At 72.1% G+C, this 13,064-nt stretch carries 16 protein-coding genes; 3 read left to right on the top strand and 13 right to left on the bottom strand.

The features are described 5' to 3' along the window. Positions 1-24: 24 nt before the first annotated feature. The 5 genes from AS594_RS25485 to hisI form a co-directional block, all read right to left on the bottom strand. Positions 25-504 carry a DUF2752 domain-containing protein gene (locus AS594_RS25485; RefSeq protein WP_069929196.1) on the bottom strand — a complete coding sequence of 160 codons (480 nt, stop codon included), beginning with the start codon at positions 502-504 and terminating at the stop codon, positions 25-27. A 92-nt stretch (positions 505-596) separates the two neighbouring features. Then, positions 597-863 carry an HGxxPAAW family protein gene (locus tag AS594_RS25480; RefSeq protein ID WP_069929195.1) on the bottom strand — a complete coding sequence of 89 codons (267 nt, stop codon included), beginning with the start codon at positions 861-863 and terminating at the stop codon, positions 597-599. Between the two features lie 128 nt (positions 864-991). Next, complete coding sequence (locus tag AS594_RS25475) at positions 992-1,651, bottom strand: TIGR02234 family membrane protein (protein WP_069935392.1); 660 nt, start codon at positions 1,649-1,651, stop codon at positions 992-994. A gap of 23 nt (positions 1,652-1,674) precedes the next feature. Beyond that, positions 1,675-3,153, bottom strand: coding sequence for an anthranilate synthase component I (locus AS594_RS25470; RefSeq protein ID WP_069932190.1), 1,479 nt, complete (start codon positions 3,151-3,153; stop codon positions 1,675-1,677). Between the two features lie 11 nt (positions 3,154-3,164). Next, positions 3,165-3,533: a phosphoribosyl-AMP cyclohydrolase gene (gene hisI / locus AS594_RS25465; RefSeq protein ID WP_069930779.1), complete on the bottom strand. Its 369-nt coding sequence runs from the start codon at positions 3,531-3,533 to the stop codon at positions 3,165-3,167. Positions 3,534-3,638: 105 nt separating this feature from the next. Between hisI and AS594_RS25460 the strand changes: the two genes are divergently transcribed. Further along, the gene (locus tag AS594_RS25460) at positions 3,639-4,277 is read left to right on the top strand and encodes a TIGR03085 family metal-binding protein (protein WP_069929192.1); all 639 of its coding nucleotides are present in this window, start codon (positions 3,639-3,641) and stop codon (positions 4,275-4,277) included. 43 nt (positions 4,278-4,320) lie between these two features. Here AS594_RS25460 and hisF read toward each other — a convergent pair whose 3' ends face one another. Genes hisF through hisD form a run of 8 tightly spaced genes read right to left on the bottom strand, consistent with a single transcriptional unit; the run spans position 4,321 to position 10,079 of the window. After that, positions 4,321-5,076, bottom strand: coding sequence for an imidazole glycerol phosphate synthase subunit HisF (gene hisF, locus AS594_RS25455; RefSeq protein ID WP_069929191.1), 756 nt, complete (start codon positions 5,074-5,076; stop codon positions 4,321-4,323). Beyond that, the gene (locus tag AS594_RS25450) at positions 5,073-5,504 is read right to left on the bottom strand and encodes a RidA family protein (protein WP_069929190.1); all 432 of its coding nucleotides are present in this window, start codon (positions 5,502-5,504) and stop codon (positions 5,073-5,075) included. The genes hisF and AS594_RS25450 overlap by 4 nt, the downstream gene beginning before the upstream one ends. Further along, complete coding sequence (gene priA / locus AS594_RS25445) at positions 5,501-6,241, bottom strand: bifunctional 1-(5-phosphoribosyl)-5-((5-phosphoribosylamino)methylideneamino)imidazole-4-carboxamide isomerase/phosphoribosylanthranilate isomerase PriA (RefSeq protein ID WP_069929189.1); 741 nt, start codon at positions 6,239-6,241, stop codon at positions 5,501-5,503. The genes AS594_RS25450 and priA overlap by 4 nt, the downstream gene beginning before the upstream one ends. Next, positions 6,241-6,885, bottom strand: a complete 645-nt coding sequence (hisH, locus tag AS594_RS25440; RefSeq protein ID WP_069929188.1) for an imidazole glycerol phosphate synthase subunit HisH — start codon at positions 6,883-6,885, stop codon at positions 6,241-6,243. The genes priA and hisH overlap by 1 nt, the downstream gene beginning before the upstream one ends. Continuing rightward, positions 6,882-7,049 carry a hypothetical protein gene (locus AS594_RS44765; protein WP_167368044.1) on the bottom strand — a complete coding sequence of 56 codons (168 nt, stop codon included), beginning with the start codon at positions 7,047-7,049 and terminating at the stop codon, positions 6,882-6,884. The genes hisH and AS594_RS44765 overlap by 4 nt, the downstream gene beginning before the upstream one ends. After that, a complete protein-coding gene (gene hisB / locus AS594_RS25435; RefSeq protein WP_069929187.1) occupies positions 7,046-7,639 on the bottom strand; it encodes an imidazoleglycerol-phosphate dehydratase HisB in 594 nt (197 codons plus the stop codon). The genes AS594_RS44765 and hisB overlap by 4 nt, the downstream gene beginning before the upstream one ends. Beyond that, positions 7,636-8,760: a histidinol-phosphate transaminase gene (locus AS594_RS25430; RefSeq protein ID WP_069929186.1), complete on the bottom strand. Its 1,125-nt coding sequence runs from the start codon at positions 8,758-8,760 to the stop codon at positions 7,636-7,638. The genes hisB and AS594_RS25430 overlap by 4 nt, the downstream gene beginning before the upstream one ends. Beyond that, positions 8,757-10,079 (bottom strand): histidinol dehydrogenase, encoded by a 1,323-nt coding sequence (gene hisD / locus AS594_RS25425; protein ID WP_069929185.1) that lies wholly within the window; start codon positions 10,077-10,079, stop codon positions 8,757-8,759. The genes AS594_RS25430 and hisD overlap by 4 nt, the downstream gene beginning before the upstream one ends. Before the next feature lie 145 nt (positions 10,080-10,224). Between hisD and AS594_RS25420 the strand changes: the two genes are divergently transcribed. Beyond that, a complete protein-coding gene (locus AS594_RS25420; protein WP_069929184.1) occupies positions 10,225-11,832 on the top strand; it encodes an oxidoreductase in 1,608 nt (535 codons plus the stop codon). 171 nt (positions 11,833-12,003) lie between these two features. Next, complete coding sequence (locus tag AS594_RS25415) at positions 12,004-13,062, top strand: hypothetical protein (protein WP_069935391.1); 1,059 nt, start codon at positions 12,004-12,006, stop codon at positions 13,060-13,062. The last annotated feature ends 2 nt before the right edge of the window (positions 13,063-13,064 follow it).

The following is a 13,064-nucleotide window of genomic DNA, read 5'->3' as shown; positions in this document are numbered from 1 at the left end:
CGATCAGTCCCACTACCTGGAACTTCACGGCGCGAGCGCCGAGCCGAACGGCAGGTTCCGGACGACGCTGAAGACCGCCGCCACCGCGCCGATGCTCCACCACCAGACGGGCCGCAGCGCGATCCGCATCGGGATTCCGCGGCTCGCCCGGACCACCCATACGGTCCACAGCACGGCGGCGGCGCCGTACCCGGCGACGGCCATGGCGTTGGCCCCCAACGCGGTGACCAGATCGCCGGTGGCGACGGCGTGCGCGCTGCGCAGTCCGCCGCAGCCGGGGCAGTAGATGCCGGTCAGCCGGAGCAGCGGGCAGGCGGGGTAGTGGCCGGGTTCGTTGGGGTCGACCATGCCCACGTACGCGAAGGCCGCCGCTACGCCGGCCAGCGCCACGACGGGCACGGCGAGCCGCCGGGCGAGGGGCGCGGGAGCGGGCCGCGCGGGGTGCGGCGCGGGGGCGGGGGCGGGCGTAGGCGCGGTATCCACCCGCCGATTGTCCCCGCTCATGAGGAAAGGCGCAGCCCTCGGGGGGCTGCGCCTCGCGCCGGACCGTACCGGCACCGCGTCGGCGCGGCGAAGGCCGGGCCGGGGAGATCCGGTCAGTGGGTGCGGATCTGGGCGTGGGGCTGGGCCCGGCCGGCCTCTTCACGGGCCTGCCGCATCTCGTCGGACTCCTTCGGCGCGCCGAGGCCCGCTGCCTTCATGGCCATTCCGACGACACCACCGAGCAGTATCACGACGAATCCCGCCCAGAAGCCGAGCGGGCTGGCCAGCACCGTGAAGGCGCCCGAAATGCAGAAACCGATGAAGGAGATGGTGACACCGGTCCAGGCGGCCGGGGTGTGTCCGTGGCTGCTGCCCGCCATGAGTTGCTCCTCGTTGCTGTTGCTCTGTGGTGGGGTGGTGAGTGCGTGCTCGGCGACGCGTGCGCTCGCCGCTCATTGTCCCGTACGAGCATTGTCCCGTACGGGCAGCGGTGAGGTGATCTCGGGGGTCATGCGTCGCGCGTCGGGTCCTCGCCGCGGTCGAGTGCCTTCCAGAGGTCCTCGGGCCGGTCGGGGCTGGAAGCGGCGGGCGCCCTGCGGGTGCGGGGGCTGCCGTCGCGCTCGTAACGGCCCGACATGGACGGCCACTTCCGGCCGCACCACAGCGCGAGCAGCCCTGCGGCCAGGATCAGCAGGCCGCCGGCCGCGGTCACGTACGGCCATGCGGTGTGCGTCAGCGAGTCGGCCGTGGCGGCGGTGTCGCCGGTCATCTGCGCGGCCTTCTCGTCGAGCGCCGCGCCTCCGGTCGCCCCGAGGAGGGCGGTGACGGCGGCGCCCGCGCCGCTCAGCGCGAGCAGCCCGGCGACCAGCACACGGCCGGCCCGGCGGACGGCGAAGACCGCGACGAGCGCGGCGAGGCCGACGACGGCCAGCGCCGCGGGGGCGCCGGTGACGTCCTGCCCCTCGGCGTCGAGGGGCAGCGCGCCGCCCGGGACGGCGGCCGCGCCCTCGGCCCAGACACGGCCGGAGGCGAGGAGCACGACGGCGGCGCCGAGGGCGCCGAGCAGGAGCGCGGCGGCGAGACTGCGCCGGCCCGTGGAGGGGGCCGGCGCGCTCTCGCCGCGCGGAAGCGGAACGGGTACGGGGGATGCGGCACTCACGTACCCCACTATCCCTTACGTCCCGATCGCGCTCAGAGGCGGTTCGCCGTGTGGACGGCGCGCAGGACGGCGGCCGCCTTGTTGCGGCACTCGTTGTCCTCGGCGACCGGGTCGGAGTCGGCCACCACACCTGCTCCGGCCTGCACGTACGCCGTACCGTCGCGCAGCAGGGCGGTCCGGATGGCGATGGCGGTGTCCGAGTCGCCGGCGAAGTCGAGGTAGCCGACGCAGCCGCCGTACAGGCCGCGCCGCGACGGCTCCAGCTCCTCGATGATCTGCATGGCGCGCGGCTTCGGCGCCCCGGACAGCGTCCCGGCCGGGAAGCAGGCGGTCAGTACGTCGAAGGCGCTGCGGCCGGGGGCGACGCGGCCGGTCACGGTCGACACGATGTGCATGACGTGCGAGTACCGCTCGACGGACATGAAGTCGACGACCTCCACGCTGCCGGGCTCGCAGACGCGGCCGAGGTCGTTGCGGCCGAGGTCGACGAGCATCAGGTGCTCGGCGCGCTCCTTGGGGTCCGCGAGCAGCTCGTCGGCGAGGGCCTGGTCCTCCTGCGGCGTGGCGCCGCGGTGGCGGGTCCCGGCGATCGGGTGCACCATCGCGCGGCCGTCCTCGACCTTGACCAGCGCCTCGGGGCTGGAACCGACGACGTCGAAGCCGTCGAAGCGGAAGAGGTACATGTACGGCGAGGGGTTGGTGGCGCGCAGCACCCGGTAGACGTCCAGCGCGCTCGCCGTGCAGGGCGTCTCGAAGCGCTGGGACGGCACGACCTGGAACGCCTCGCCCGCCCGGATGCGCTCCTTGATGTCGTCGACGGCCGCCTGGTACTTCTCGCCGCCCCACAGGGCGGTGTACGGCGGCAGCTCGGACGGCGGCAGGGCGGCGGGCGTGGTCGGCACGGCGCGGCTGAGGTCGGCCTCCATCGCGTCGAGCCGGGCGACCGCGTCGGCGTACGCCTCGTCGACGCCCGTGTCGAGGTCGTTGTGGTTGATCGCGTTGGCGATCAGCAGGACGGAGCCGTCCCAGTGGTCGAGGACGGCGAGGTCCGAGGTGAGGAGCATGGTCAGTTCGGGCAGCTTCAGATCGTCGCGCCCGTGCTCGCCGATCTTCTCCAGGCGGCGTACGACGTCGTACCCGAGGTAGCCGACCATGCCGCCGGTGAACGGCGGCAGTCCGCCCGTGAGGTCGCGCGGGGTGTGCAGGGTCTCGATGGTGGCGCGCAGCGCGTCGAGCGGGTCGCCGTCCAGGGGTACGCCGACGGGCGGCGTCCCGAGCCAGTGCGCCTGCCCGTCGCGGGCGGTGAGGGTGGCGGCGCTGCGTACGCCGACGAAGGAGTACCGGGACCACGAGCGGCCGTTTTCGGCGGACTCCAGGAGGAACGTGCCGGGGCGCTCGGCGGCGAGCTTGCGGTAGAGCCCCACCGGGGTGTCGCCGTCCGCGAGCAGCCTGCGGCTGACGGGGACGACTCGCCGGTCGGCGGCCAGCTTGCGGAAGGTCTCGATGTCCATGGCCGGTGACCTTACTTCGCGAGCGGGAGGAGGACGTCGGAGTCGAAACAGGTGCGGTCGCCGGTGTGGCAGGCGGCGCCGACCTGGTCGACCTTGACGAGCACGGTGTCGGCGTCGCAGTCCAGCGCGACGGACTTGACGTGCTGGAAGTGGCCGGAGGTGTCGCCCTTGACCCAGTACTCCTGACGGCTGCGCGACCAGTACGTGCAGCGGCCCGTGGTGAGGGTCCGGTGGAGCGCCTCGTCGTCCATCCAGCCGAGCATGAGCACCTCGCCGGTGTCGTACTGCTGGGCGATGGCCGGGACCAGGCCGTCGGCGCTGCGCCTGAGGCGGGCGGCGACGGCGGGGTCGAGGCTGCTTTGAGGGGGCGTACTGGTCATGTCCGCCATTGTGCCGCGCCGACGGTCCGTCACCGCGCCGCCGTCCGGTCATTGGACGCGCGGCGCCGTGGCCGTGGCGGGGGTGGCGGCCGTACGCTGGCCGTCATGTCGACTCATGCCAAGCGCGAACGACTGCTCCTCGCCGACCTGCTGGAGGCGGCCGGACCCGATGCCCCGACGCTGTGCGAGGGCTGGACCACCCGTGAACTGGCCGCCCATGTGGTGGTGCGCGAGCGCCGCGCCGACGCGGCGGGCGGGATAGTCCTCGCGGCGCTGAAGAGCCGGCTGGATCGGGTGCAGGCGGAGTTCGCCGCCAAGCCGTACGAGGAGCTGATCCAGCTCATCCGAACGGGTCCGCCACGCATGTCCCCGTACGCCCTAAAGCAGCTCGACGAGGCCGCGAACACCGTCGAGTTCTACGTCCATGCCGAGGATGTCCGGCGGGCGCAGCCAGACTGGACGCCGCGCGAACTCGACGCGGTCTTCGCGAACGCCCTGTGGTCGCGGATCGAGAAGGCGGCGCGGCTGCTCGGCCGCAAGGCGCCGGTGGGTGTGGTGCTGCGTCGGCCGGACGGCCAGACGGCGGTGGCCCGTCGCGGGACGCCGGTGGTGACGGTCACGGGCGAGCCGGGCGAGCTGGTGCTGTTCGCCTTCGGCCGGCAGGAGGTGGCGCGGGTCGAGACGGCGGGCGACAAGGACGCCGTCGAGCGCCTGCGCGAGGCGCAGCTCGGCATCGCGATGTAGTAGCGCGACGCCGCTGCGCCCCGCAGGGCGCAGCGCGTCGCGTCTAGCGGACCGGGTGGCCCGCTTCGCGCAGGGCGTCCTTGACCTGGGAGATGCGCAGGTCGCCGAAGTGGAACACGGACGCCGCGAGGACCGCGTCCGCCCCTGCCGCGATCGCCGGCGGGAAGTGGGCCAGCCTGCCCGCGCCGCCGGAGGCGATCACCGGGACCGTGACGTGCTTGCGCACCGCCGCGATCATCTCGGTGTCGTAGCCGTCCTTCGTACCGTCCGCGTCCATCGAGTTGAGCAGGATCTCGCCCGCGCCCAGCTCCGCCGCCCGGTGCGCCCACTCGACCGCGTCGATGCCTGCGGACTTGCGGCCGCCGTGCGTGGTGACCTCGAAGGAACCCGAGTCCGTACGGCGGGCGTCGACCGACAGGACGAGGACCTGGCGTCCGAAGCGCTCCGCGATCTCGCGGATCAGGTCGGGGCGGGCGATGGCGGCGGTGTTGACACCGACCTTGTCCGCGCCGGCCCGCAGCAGCTTGTCGACGTCCTCGGTGGTGCGTACGCCGCCGCCGACCGTGAGCGGGATGAAGACCTGCTCGGCGGTGCGGCGCACCACGTCGTACGTCGTCTCCCGGTTGCCGGAGGACGCGGTGATGTCGAGGAACGTCAGCTCGTCGGCACCCTCCGCGTCGTACAGCTTCGCCATCTCGACGGGGTCGCCGGCGTCGCGCAGGTTCTGGAAGTTGACGCCCTTGACGACCCGGCCGTTGTCGACGTCCAGGCAGGGGATCACTCGTACCGCGAGGGTCATGACTCCTGGTCTCCTCGGTCCGCCCGGTCGCCCCGGTACGCCTCTACCTCGATCTCGACGACCAGGCTCGGGTCCACGAATCCGGAGACGATGATCATGGACGCCGCCGGGCGCACGTCGTCGAACAGTTCCTTGTGCGCGCGGCCCACGTCGTCGACGTCCCGGGCGTGCGTGATGTACATGCGGGTGCGTACGACGTCCTCGCGCCCGAGGCCGAGCTGCTCCAGCGCGCCGAAGGCGACCCCGAAGGCGGTGACGGTCTGCTGGTACGGCGTACCGGCGTCGATGACGCCGTCCACGACCGACGTGCAGCCGGACACCAGGACCAGCCCGTTCGGCAGCTCCACGGCGCGGGAGTAGCCGAACTGCTCCTCCCACGGGGCGCCGGTCGTCACCTTGCGTACCGAACCGGAAGAGGAGACCGTCATCCGGACACCGCCGCCAGCGCCTCTTCGAGCGTGAACGCCTTCGCGTACAGCGCCTTTCCGACGATCGCGCCCTCCACGCCCTCGGGGACGAGCGACGCGATCGCGCGCAGGTCGTCCAGCGAGGAGACGCCGCCGGAGGCGACGACGGGCTTGTCGGTCACGGCGCAGACGTTCTTCAGGAGCTCCAGGTTGGGGCCCTGGAGCGTGCCGTCCTTGGCGATGTCGGTGACGACGTACCGCGCGCAGCCCTCGGAGTCGAGGCGCGCCAGCGTCTCGTAGAGGTCGCCGCCGTCGCGGGTCCAGCCGCGTCCGCGCAGGGTCGTGCCGCGTACGTCGAGGCCGACGGCGATCTTGTCGCCGTACTCCGCGATGACCTTGGCGACCCACTCGGGGGTCTCCAGCGCGGCCGTGCCGAGGTTGACGCGCTTGCAGCCGGTGGCGAGCGCCGCGGCGAGCGAGGCGTCGTCGCGGATGCCGCCGGACAGTTCGACCTTGATGTCCATCGAGCGGGCGACCTCGGCGATGCGCTCCCGGTTGTCACCGGTGCCGAACGCCGCGTCGAGGTCGACGAGGTGGAGCCACTCGGCGCCCGCCTGCTGCCAGGCGAGGGCGGCCTGGAGGGGGTCGCCGTACGACGTCTCGGAGCCGGACTCGCCATGGACGAGGCGTACGGCCTGGCCGTCGCGGACGTCGACGGCGGGGAGGAGTTCGAGCTTCGCGGTGTTCGCGGAGGACATCAGAGGGTTCCGATCCAGTTGGTCAGCAGCTGGGCGCCGGCGTCGCCGGACTTCTCGGGGTGGAACTGGGTGGCCCACAGCGCGCCGTTCTCGACGGCCGCCACGAAGGGCTCGCCGTGCGTGCTCCAGGTGACCTTGGGCGCACGGATCTTGGCGTTGGTGACTTCCAGGCTCCAGTCGTGCACGGCGTACGAGTGCACGAAGTAGTAGCGCGCTTCGGCGTCGAGGCCGGCGAACAGCTCGCTGTCCGCGGGTGCGTCGACCGTGTTCCAGCCCATGTGCGGGACGACCGGCGCCTGGAGGGGGCCGACCGTGCCGGGCCATTCGTCGAGACCCTCGGTCTCCACGCCGTGCTCGATGCCGCGCTCGAAGAGGATCTGCATGCCGACGCAGATGCCCATGACCGGGCGGCCGCCGGACAGCCTGCGGCCGACGATCCAGTCGCCGCGCGCCTCGCGCAGCCCCTTCATGCAGGCGGAGAAGGCCCCGACGCCGGGGACGAGCAGTCCGTCGGCGTTCATGGCCTTGTCGAAGTCGCGGGTGATCTCGACGTCCGCGCCGACGTGGGCGAGGGCCCGCTCGGCGGACCGGACGTTCCCGAAGCCGTAGTCGAAGACGACGACCTTCTTGCTCGCGTCGCTCATTCCCAGATTCCTTGGATTCGCATGACACCGGCGACCAGGCACATCACGGCGCCGATGCCCAGAAGCACGATCACGCCCTTGGGCAGCTGCTGCTTCCAGAAGGAGTACACGCCGCCGAGGAGGAAGAGCCCGACGACGATGAGGATGGTGGACAGGCCCGTCACAGTGCGCCCTTGGTCGAGGGGAGGATGCCGGCCGCGCGCGGGTCGTGCTCGGACGCGTACCGCAGGGCACGGGCCAGGGCCTTGAACTGGCACTCCACGATGTGGTGCGCGTTGCGCCCGTACGGGACGTGCACGTGCAGGGCGATCTGGGCCTGCGCGACGAAGGACTCCAGGATGTGCCGGGTCATCGTCGTGTCGTACTCGCCGATCATCGGCGCCATCTTCTCGGGCTCGGTGTGCACGAGGTAGGGGCGGCCGGAGAGGTCGACGGTGACCTGGGCGAGCGACTCGTCCAGCGGGACCGTGCAGTTGCCGAAGCGGTAGATGCCGACCTTGTCGCCGAGGGCCTGCTTGAAGGCGGCGCCGAGCGCGAGAGCGGTGTCCTCGATCGTGTGGTGGGAGTCGATGTGCAGGTCGCCGTCGGTCTTCACGGTGAGGTCGAAGAGGCCGTGGCGGCCGAGCTGGTCGAGCATGTGGTCGTAGAAGCCGACGCCTGTCGACACATCGACCTTGCCGGTGCCGTCGAGGTCTATCTCGACGAGGACCGAGGTCTCCTTGGTCGTGCGCTCGACGCGTCCTACGCGACTCATGAGCTGTGCTCCTTCTTCAGTGCGCGTACCGCATCGAGGAACGCGTCGTTCTCTTCGGGGGTGCCGGCGGTGACCCGCAGCCAGCCCGGTACGCCGTTGTCACGGACCAGGACGCCCTGGTCGAGGATCCGCTGCCACGCCTCGTGGGAGCCTGCCGCGCCGTCGAACCGACCGAACTGGACGAAGTTCGCGTCCGAGTCCGTGACCTCGTATCCGATGGCGCGCAGCTCGGTGACCAGGCGGTCCCGCTCGGCCTTGAGCTGCTCGACGTACCCCAGCAGCGTATCGGTGTGCTCCAGCGCGGCGAGCGCGGTGGCCTGGGTGACGGACGACAGGTGGTACGGCAGGCGCACCAGCTGTACGGCGTCGACCACGGCGGGGTCGGCCGCGAGGTACCCCAGGCGCAGGCCGGCGGCGCCGAACGCCTTGGACATCGTGCGGGAGAGCACCATGTTCGGCCGGCCCTCGATGAGCGGCAGCAGGGACGGGTGGTGGCTGAATTCGCCGTACGCCTCGTCCACGACGACGAGTGACGGCTTGGCCTCCTGGGCCGCGTCGTACAGCGCGAGGACGGTGTCGGCTCCGACGGCCGTGCCCGTGGGGTTGTTGGGGGAGGTGATGAAGACGACGTCCGGCCGGTTCTCGGCGATGGACTTCCGGGCCGCCGCGAGGTCGATGGTGAAGTCGTCGTTGCGCGGCCCGGAGATCCAGCCGGTGCCGGTGCCGCGCGAGATGAGGCCGTGCATCGAGTACGACGGCTCGAAGCCGATCGCGGTGCGGCCGGGGCCGCCGAAGGTCTGGAGCAGCTGCTGGATGACCTCGTTGGAGCCGTTGGCCGCCCAGACGTTGGCCATGGACACCTCGTACCCGGCGGTGCGGGTGAGGTAGCGGGCCAGCTCGGTGCGCAGCTCGACGGCGTCCCGGTCCGGGTAGCGGTTGAGCTCGCGGGCGGCGTCGCGTACCCGCTCGGCGATGCGCTCGACGAGCGCCTCGGGCAGCGGGTACGGGTTCTCGTTGGTGTTGAGGCGTACGGGCACGTCGAGCTGGGGCGCGCCGTAGGGGGACTTGCCGCGCAGCTCGTCGCGGACGGGGAGATCGTCGATCCGGATGCTGCGGGTCATTCCGTCGGCACCTTCCATCCGAACCGGGCCTTCAGGGCGGCGCCGTGCGCCGGCAGGTCCTCCGCCTCGGCCAGCGTCACCACGTGGTGGGTGACTTCGGCGAGGGCGTCGCGGGTGTAGTCGACGATGTGGATGCCGCGCAGGAAGGACTGGACCGACAGGCCCGACGAGTGGCAGGCGCAGCCGCCGGTGGGCAGGACGTGGTTGGAGCCGGCGCAGTAGTCCCCGAGGGAGACGGGGGCGTACGGGCCGACGAAGATCGCGCCGGCGTTGCGCACCCGCCGGGCGAGCGCCGCGGCGTCGGCGGTCTGGATCTCCAGGTGTTCGGCGCCGTACGCGTCGACGACCTTGAGGCCCTCCTCCAAGGAGTCGACCAGGACGATCGAGGACTGCTTGCCGGCAAGCGCAGGGAGGATCCGGTCGTCGCGGTGCTTCGTGGCCGCGACCTGCGGCTCCAGCTCCTTGGTGACCGCGTCCGCGAGGTCCTCGGAGTCGGTCACCAGGACCGCGGCGGCCAGCGGGTCGTGCTCGGCCTGGCTGATCAGGTCGGCGGCGACGTGCACCGGGTCGGCCGTCTCGTCGGCGAGGACCGCGATCTCGGTCGGGCCGGCCTCGGTGTCGATGCCGATGAGGCCCGTGAAGTAGCGCTTCGCGGCGGCGACCCAGATGTTGCCGGGGCCGGTGACCATGTTGACGGGCGCGCACTCGTCGGTTCCGTACGCGAACATCGCAACGGCCGTGGCGCCGCCCGCGGCGTACACCTCGTCGATGCCGAGCAGCGCGCAGGCCGCGAGGATCGTCGGGTGCGGCAGGCCGCCGAACTCCTTCTGGGCGGGGGACGCGAGCGCGATGGACTCGACGCCGGCCTCCTGCGCCGGGACCACGTTCATGATCACGGAGGAGGGGTAGACAGACCGGCCGCCGGGCGCGTACAGGCCCACGCGTCCGACCGGCACCCAGCGCTCGGTGACCGTGCCGCCGGGCACGACCTGGGTGGTGTGCTCGCCGCGGCGCTGCTCGCGGTGGACGATGCGGGCGCGCCGGATCGACTCCTCCAGCGCGGCTCTGACCTTGGGGTCGAGCCCTTCGAGGGCGGTGCTCAGCGCTTCGGCGGGCACGCGTACGCGCTCCAGTTTCACGCCGTCGAACTTCTCCGCGTACTCGATCAGCGCCGCCGTTCCCCGATGGTGCACGTCCTCGCAGATGGGCCGCACCTTGTCCAGGGCGGCCTGTACGTCGAAGTCGGCACGGGGCAGCAGGTCGCGCAGGTCGGCGCCCTCGGGGAGGGCGTCGCCGCGCAGATCGATTCGAGAGATCACGCTGCCAATTCTCTCAGACCGCGTCCGGCGGCCGAGCCTCCGTATCACTGGCTGATACACGCCCCAGGAGTCTTTCGTCACCACTAGCGTTCAGCCCGTCACCCAGAGGGAAGAACGGCTGTACGAATCGGCGAAAGGGGCGGCCTTGACCGAGCCGCAGCAAGACGTCGAAGCGCCCGACTGGCTCAGTGCCCCGGAGAGGGGCATGTGGCAGGCGTTCCGCAACGGCAGTACCTACGACCTTCGCACCCGCAATCCCGTCCTGGACGACCCGTTGTCCACCCGGCCGTGGCCCCAGGAGCGCAGCGTCCGCGCGCGCGTCGTGGCACTGCTGCTGCTCAGTGGACCGGCCGCGCTGCCCGGGCGGGTCGCGGCGCTCAAGCTCAGCGGCGTACAGATCACCGGCACGCTCAAGCTCTCGGGCGGCCGCGTCGAGCCGTACGTCGAGATGAGCAACTGCCGCTTCGAGAAGGAGGTTCTGCTGCCCGAGTGCCACTTCACCACCCTTCGCATGGTGGGCTGCTCCATTCCCAGGCTGGAGGCCGCCCGGCTGCACACCGAGGGCGATCTCCATCTGCCCCGGTGCAGCGTCCCGGGCGGCATCCGGCTCACCGACGCGCAGATCGGCACGGATCTGCTCATCAACCAGATCGTCGTGCACCAGGACCGCAACGGGCGTTCGATCGCGGCCGACGGTCTGTGCGTGGCCCAGGACCTCCAGGCCGAGATGATCGAGTCGCACGGCGAGTTCAGCCTGCGCGGCGCGAAGGTCGGCGTGTCGCTGAGCCTCCGCGGCAGCCGGTTGCGCAGGCCGTACGGCGTGGAGGGGCGGCGTGCGCTCAACGCCCCGCAGCTGACCGTCGAGCGCACGCTCTACATGACACCGGCCGGCATCGGCCCCCGGGGCGCCGCTCCGGGGACCACTCCGCCGTACGGCATAGGGAACACCCCGGTGCGCGGCACCCGCGTCCAGCGGTTCGAGTGCGAGGGCGGGCTGCGGCTCGACGACGGACGCTTCGGCGACGCGGTGGACTTCGACGGGGCGCGGTTCGTGATGTCGCTCGGCCAGGAGCTGTCGCTGCGCCGGGTCCAGGCTCCCGAGCTGCGGTTCCTCTGCGAGCGGCCCGACGAGGGAAAGGTGGTGCTGTCCGGCGCGAAGGTGGGCAACCTGGTGGACAGGGCGGACAGCTGGCCGCGGCCCGGCGGCCTGACGATGCACGGCTTCACGTACGAGAGCCTCATACCGCGTGGGCTGTTCACGCTCGCGCAGCGGCTGGAGTGGGTGACGGCCGCGACTCCGGAGTACGCCCCGGAGCCGTACGAGCGGCTCGCGGCCGTCCTGCGCAGCTGCGGCGAGGACGCCGACGCGCGGGAGGTGCTGCTGGCCAAGCAGCGAAGACGGCGCGAGACGCTGCCGCTCGCCGGGAAACTGTGGGGCGTCCTCCAGGACTGGACGGTGGCGTACGGCTACCGCCCGGGCCGGGCCGCCGTGTGGATGGCCGTGCTGTGGGCGGCCGGCGCGGTGGCGTTCGCGCAGCTCGACCCGCCCGCGATCAATCCCGACCAGCACCCGGACTGGAACGCGTCCCTCTACGCGCTCGACCTGCTGCTGCCGGTGATCAATCTGGGGCAGGACGGCTACTGGCGGCTGGCCGGCCTCTGGCAGTGGGCGGCGGCGAGCCTGATCCTGCTCGGGTGGATCCTCGCGACGACGGTGGCGGCGGGGGCGTCACGACTGCTGCGGAGGGGGTGAGGGGCCGGGCTCCCCGGCTCCGATCCCCGGTGGCGGGGTCACCGGCGCACCACGTCGCCCCCGCCACCCACCCTTCCTTTACCGTCCCTTGACCGGCGGTGGCACAACCTTTCCAGCCGATACGAAAGCTTCACCGACACCCCCTGGCGCCGCCCCGACCTGCGGTTTTCAATGGTTCGCACCATGTCATTCCTTCGCGCTCTGATCAGCACCGCGCGCATGATCCGCCACACCCCGGATCTCGGCGCCGGTCTGCTCGGCGACGACGAGGTGCTGCTCGACGTCGCAGACGAACGCCTGGGACCGACGCTCGTCGCCGCCGCCCTCGGTGACCACGGGCCCGCGGCCAAGCTGCTCGCCGCCACCCGGGAGGGCGCCGAGTGGGAGAACCGCGACCGGTACGCCACCCGCCTCGCCACCTTCGCGTACCACCGCGGGGACTGGCTCGGCGACTGGCTGGCGGCGTCGCCGCGCGACCCCGACGCCCTGCTGGTGAAGGCGGAACTGTCGGTGTGCAGGGCGTGGGAGTCGCCCGCGCGCGCCGAGCGGCTGCGTGACGTCGGCCCACTGATCGAGGCGGCGGCCGACGCCGCTCCGCGCGACCCGGTGCCGTGGCGCATCGCCCTCGACCACGCGCGCGGCACGCACGCGTCGCATTCCGCCTTCGAGGAGCTGTGGGCGGAGGCGGTGGGCCGCTCCTCGCACCACTACGGATGCCACGTCTCCGCGCTCCAGTACCTCTCCGCCCAGTGGTACGGCTCCCACCGCGAGTGCTTCGACTTCGCCGAGCGGGCCGCCGAGGACGCTCTGCCCGGATCGCTGGTGCAGGCACTGCCGGTACGAGCGGCCTTCGCGCACCTGCTGAGCGGCGGCGCCGCCGGCACGGCGGGTACGACCACGACGGTCGGGCCGGAGCGCGTCGACGCGGCGGCGGATCTCGCGATCGCGCTCTCCGCCGAGTACGCGGCGGGCGACCCGTGGCCGGCCGAGGTCCGCAATCTGCTGGCGTACGTCCTGATCACCAGGGGGCGGTGGTCCGACGCCCTGGAGCAGTTCCGGCTGATCGGGCCGTACGCGACCTCGTTCCCCTGGGCGTATCTCGGCGAGGACGTACTGGGACGGTTCCTGGAGCTGCGCGACACCGCGAGGCTCCAGGTGGCCACGGGCATGCCTCTGCCGCCTTTGCGCAGGACGGGCCGCCGGGCCCGCTCCGGCGGCCATTACGCTTGAGC

It is taken from the genome of Streptomyces agglomeratus (assembly GCF_001746415.1).
GTDB classification, from domain to species: domain Bacteria; phylum Actinomycetota; class Actinomycetes; order Streptomycetales; family Streptomycetaceae; genus Streptomyces; species Streptomyces agglomeratus.
This window is presented reverse-complemented; position numbering and strand designations above follow the sequence as displayed.

What these genes read in the sequence shown, in the direction of transcription:
- AS594_RS25460 (WP_069929192.1), top strand. Translation starts at nt 3,639, where the DNA reads ATGTCGACTCATGCCAAGCGCGAACGACTGCTCCTCGCCGACCTGCTG.
- hisI (WP_069930779.1), bottom strand. Translation starts at nt 3,533, where the DNA reads ATGACCAGTACGCCCCCTCAAAGCAGCCTCGACCCCGCCGTCGCCGCC.
- AS594_RS25430 (WP_069929186.1), bottom strand. Translation starts at nt 8,760, where the DNA reads ATGACCCGCAGCATCCGGATCGACGATCTCCCCGTCCGCGACGAGCTG.
- AS594_RS25485 (WP_069929196.1), bottom strand. Translation starts at nt 504, where the DNA reads ATGAGCGGGGACAATCGGCGGGTGGATACCGCGCCTACGCCCGCCCCC.
- AS594_RS25450 (WP_069929190.1), bottom strand. Translation starts at nt 5,504, where the DNA reads ATGACGGTCTCCTCTTCCGGTTCGGTACGCAAGGTGACGACCGGCGCC.
- hisF (WP_069929191.1), bottom strand. Translation starts at nt 5,076, where the DNA reads ATGACCCTCGCGGTACGAGTGATCCCCTGCCTGGACGTCGACAACGGC.
- hisB (WP_069929187.1), bottom strand. Translation starts at nt 7,639, where the DNA reads ATGAGTCGCGTAGGACGCGTCGAGCGCACGACCAAGGAGACCTCGGTC.
- AS594_RS25470 (WP_069932190.1), bottom strand. Translation starts at nt 3,153, where the DNA reads ATGGACATCGAGACCTTCCGCAAGCTGGCCGCCGACCGGCGAGTCGTC.
- AS594_RS25415 (WP_069935391.1), top strand. Translation starts at nt 12,004, where the DNA reads ATGGTTCGCACCATGTCATTCCTTCGCGCTCTGATCAGCACCGCGCGC.
- hisH (WP_069929188.1), bottom strand. Translation starts at nt 6,885, where the DNA reads ATGAGCGACGCGAGCAAGAAGGTCGTCGTCTTCGACTACGGCTTCGGG.
- priA (WP_069929189.1), bottom strand. Translation starts at nt 6,241, where the DNA reads ATGTCCTCCGCGAACACCGCGAAGCTCGAACTCCTCCCCGCCGTCGAC.
- AS594_RS25480 (WP_069929195.1), bottom strand. Translation starts at nt 863, where the DNA reads ATGGCGGGCAGCAGCCACGGACACACCCCGGCCGCCTGGACCGGTGTC.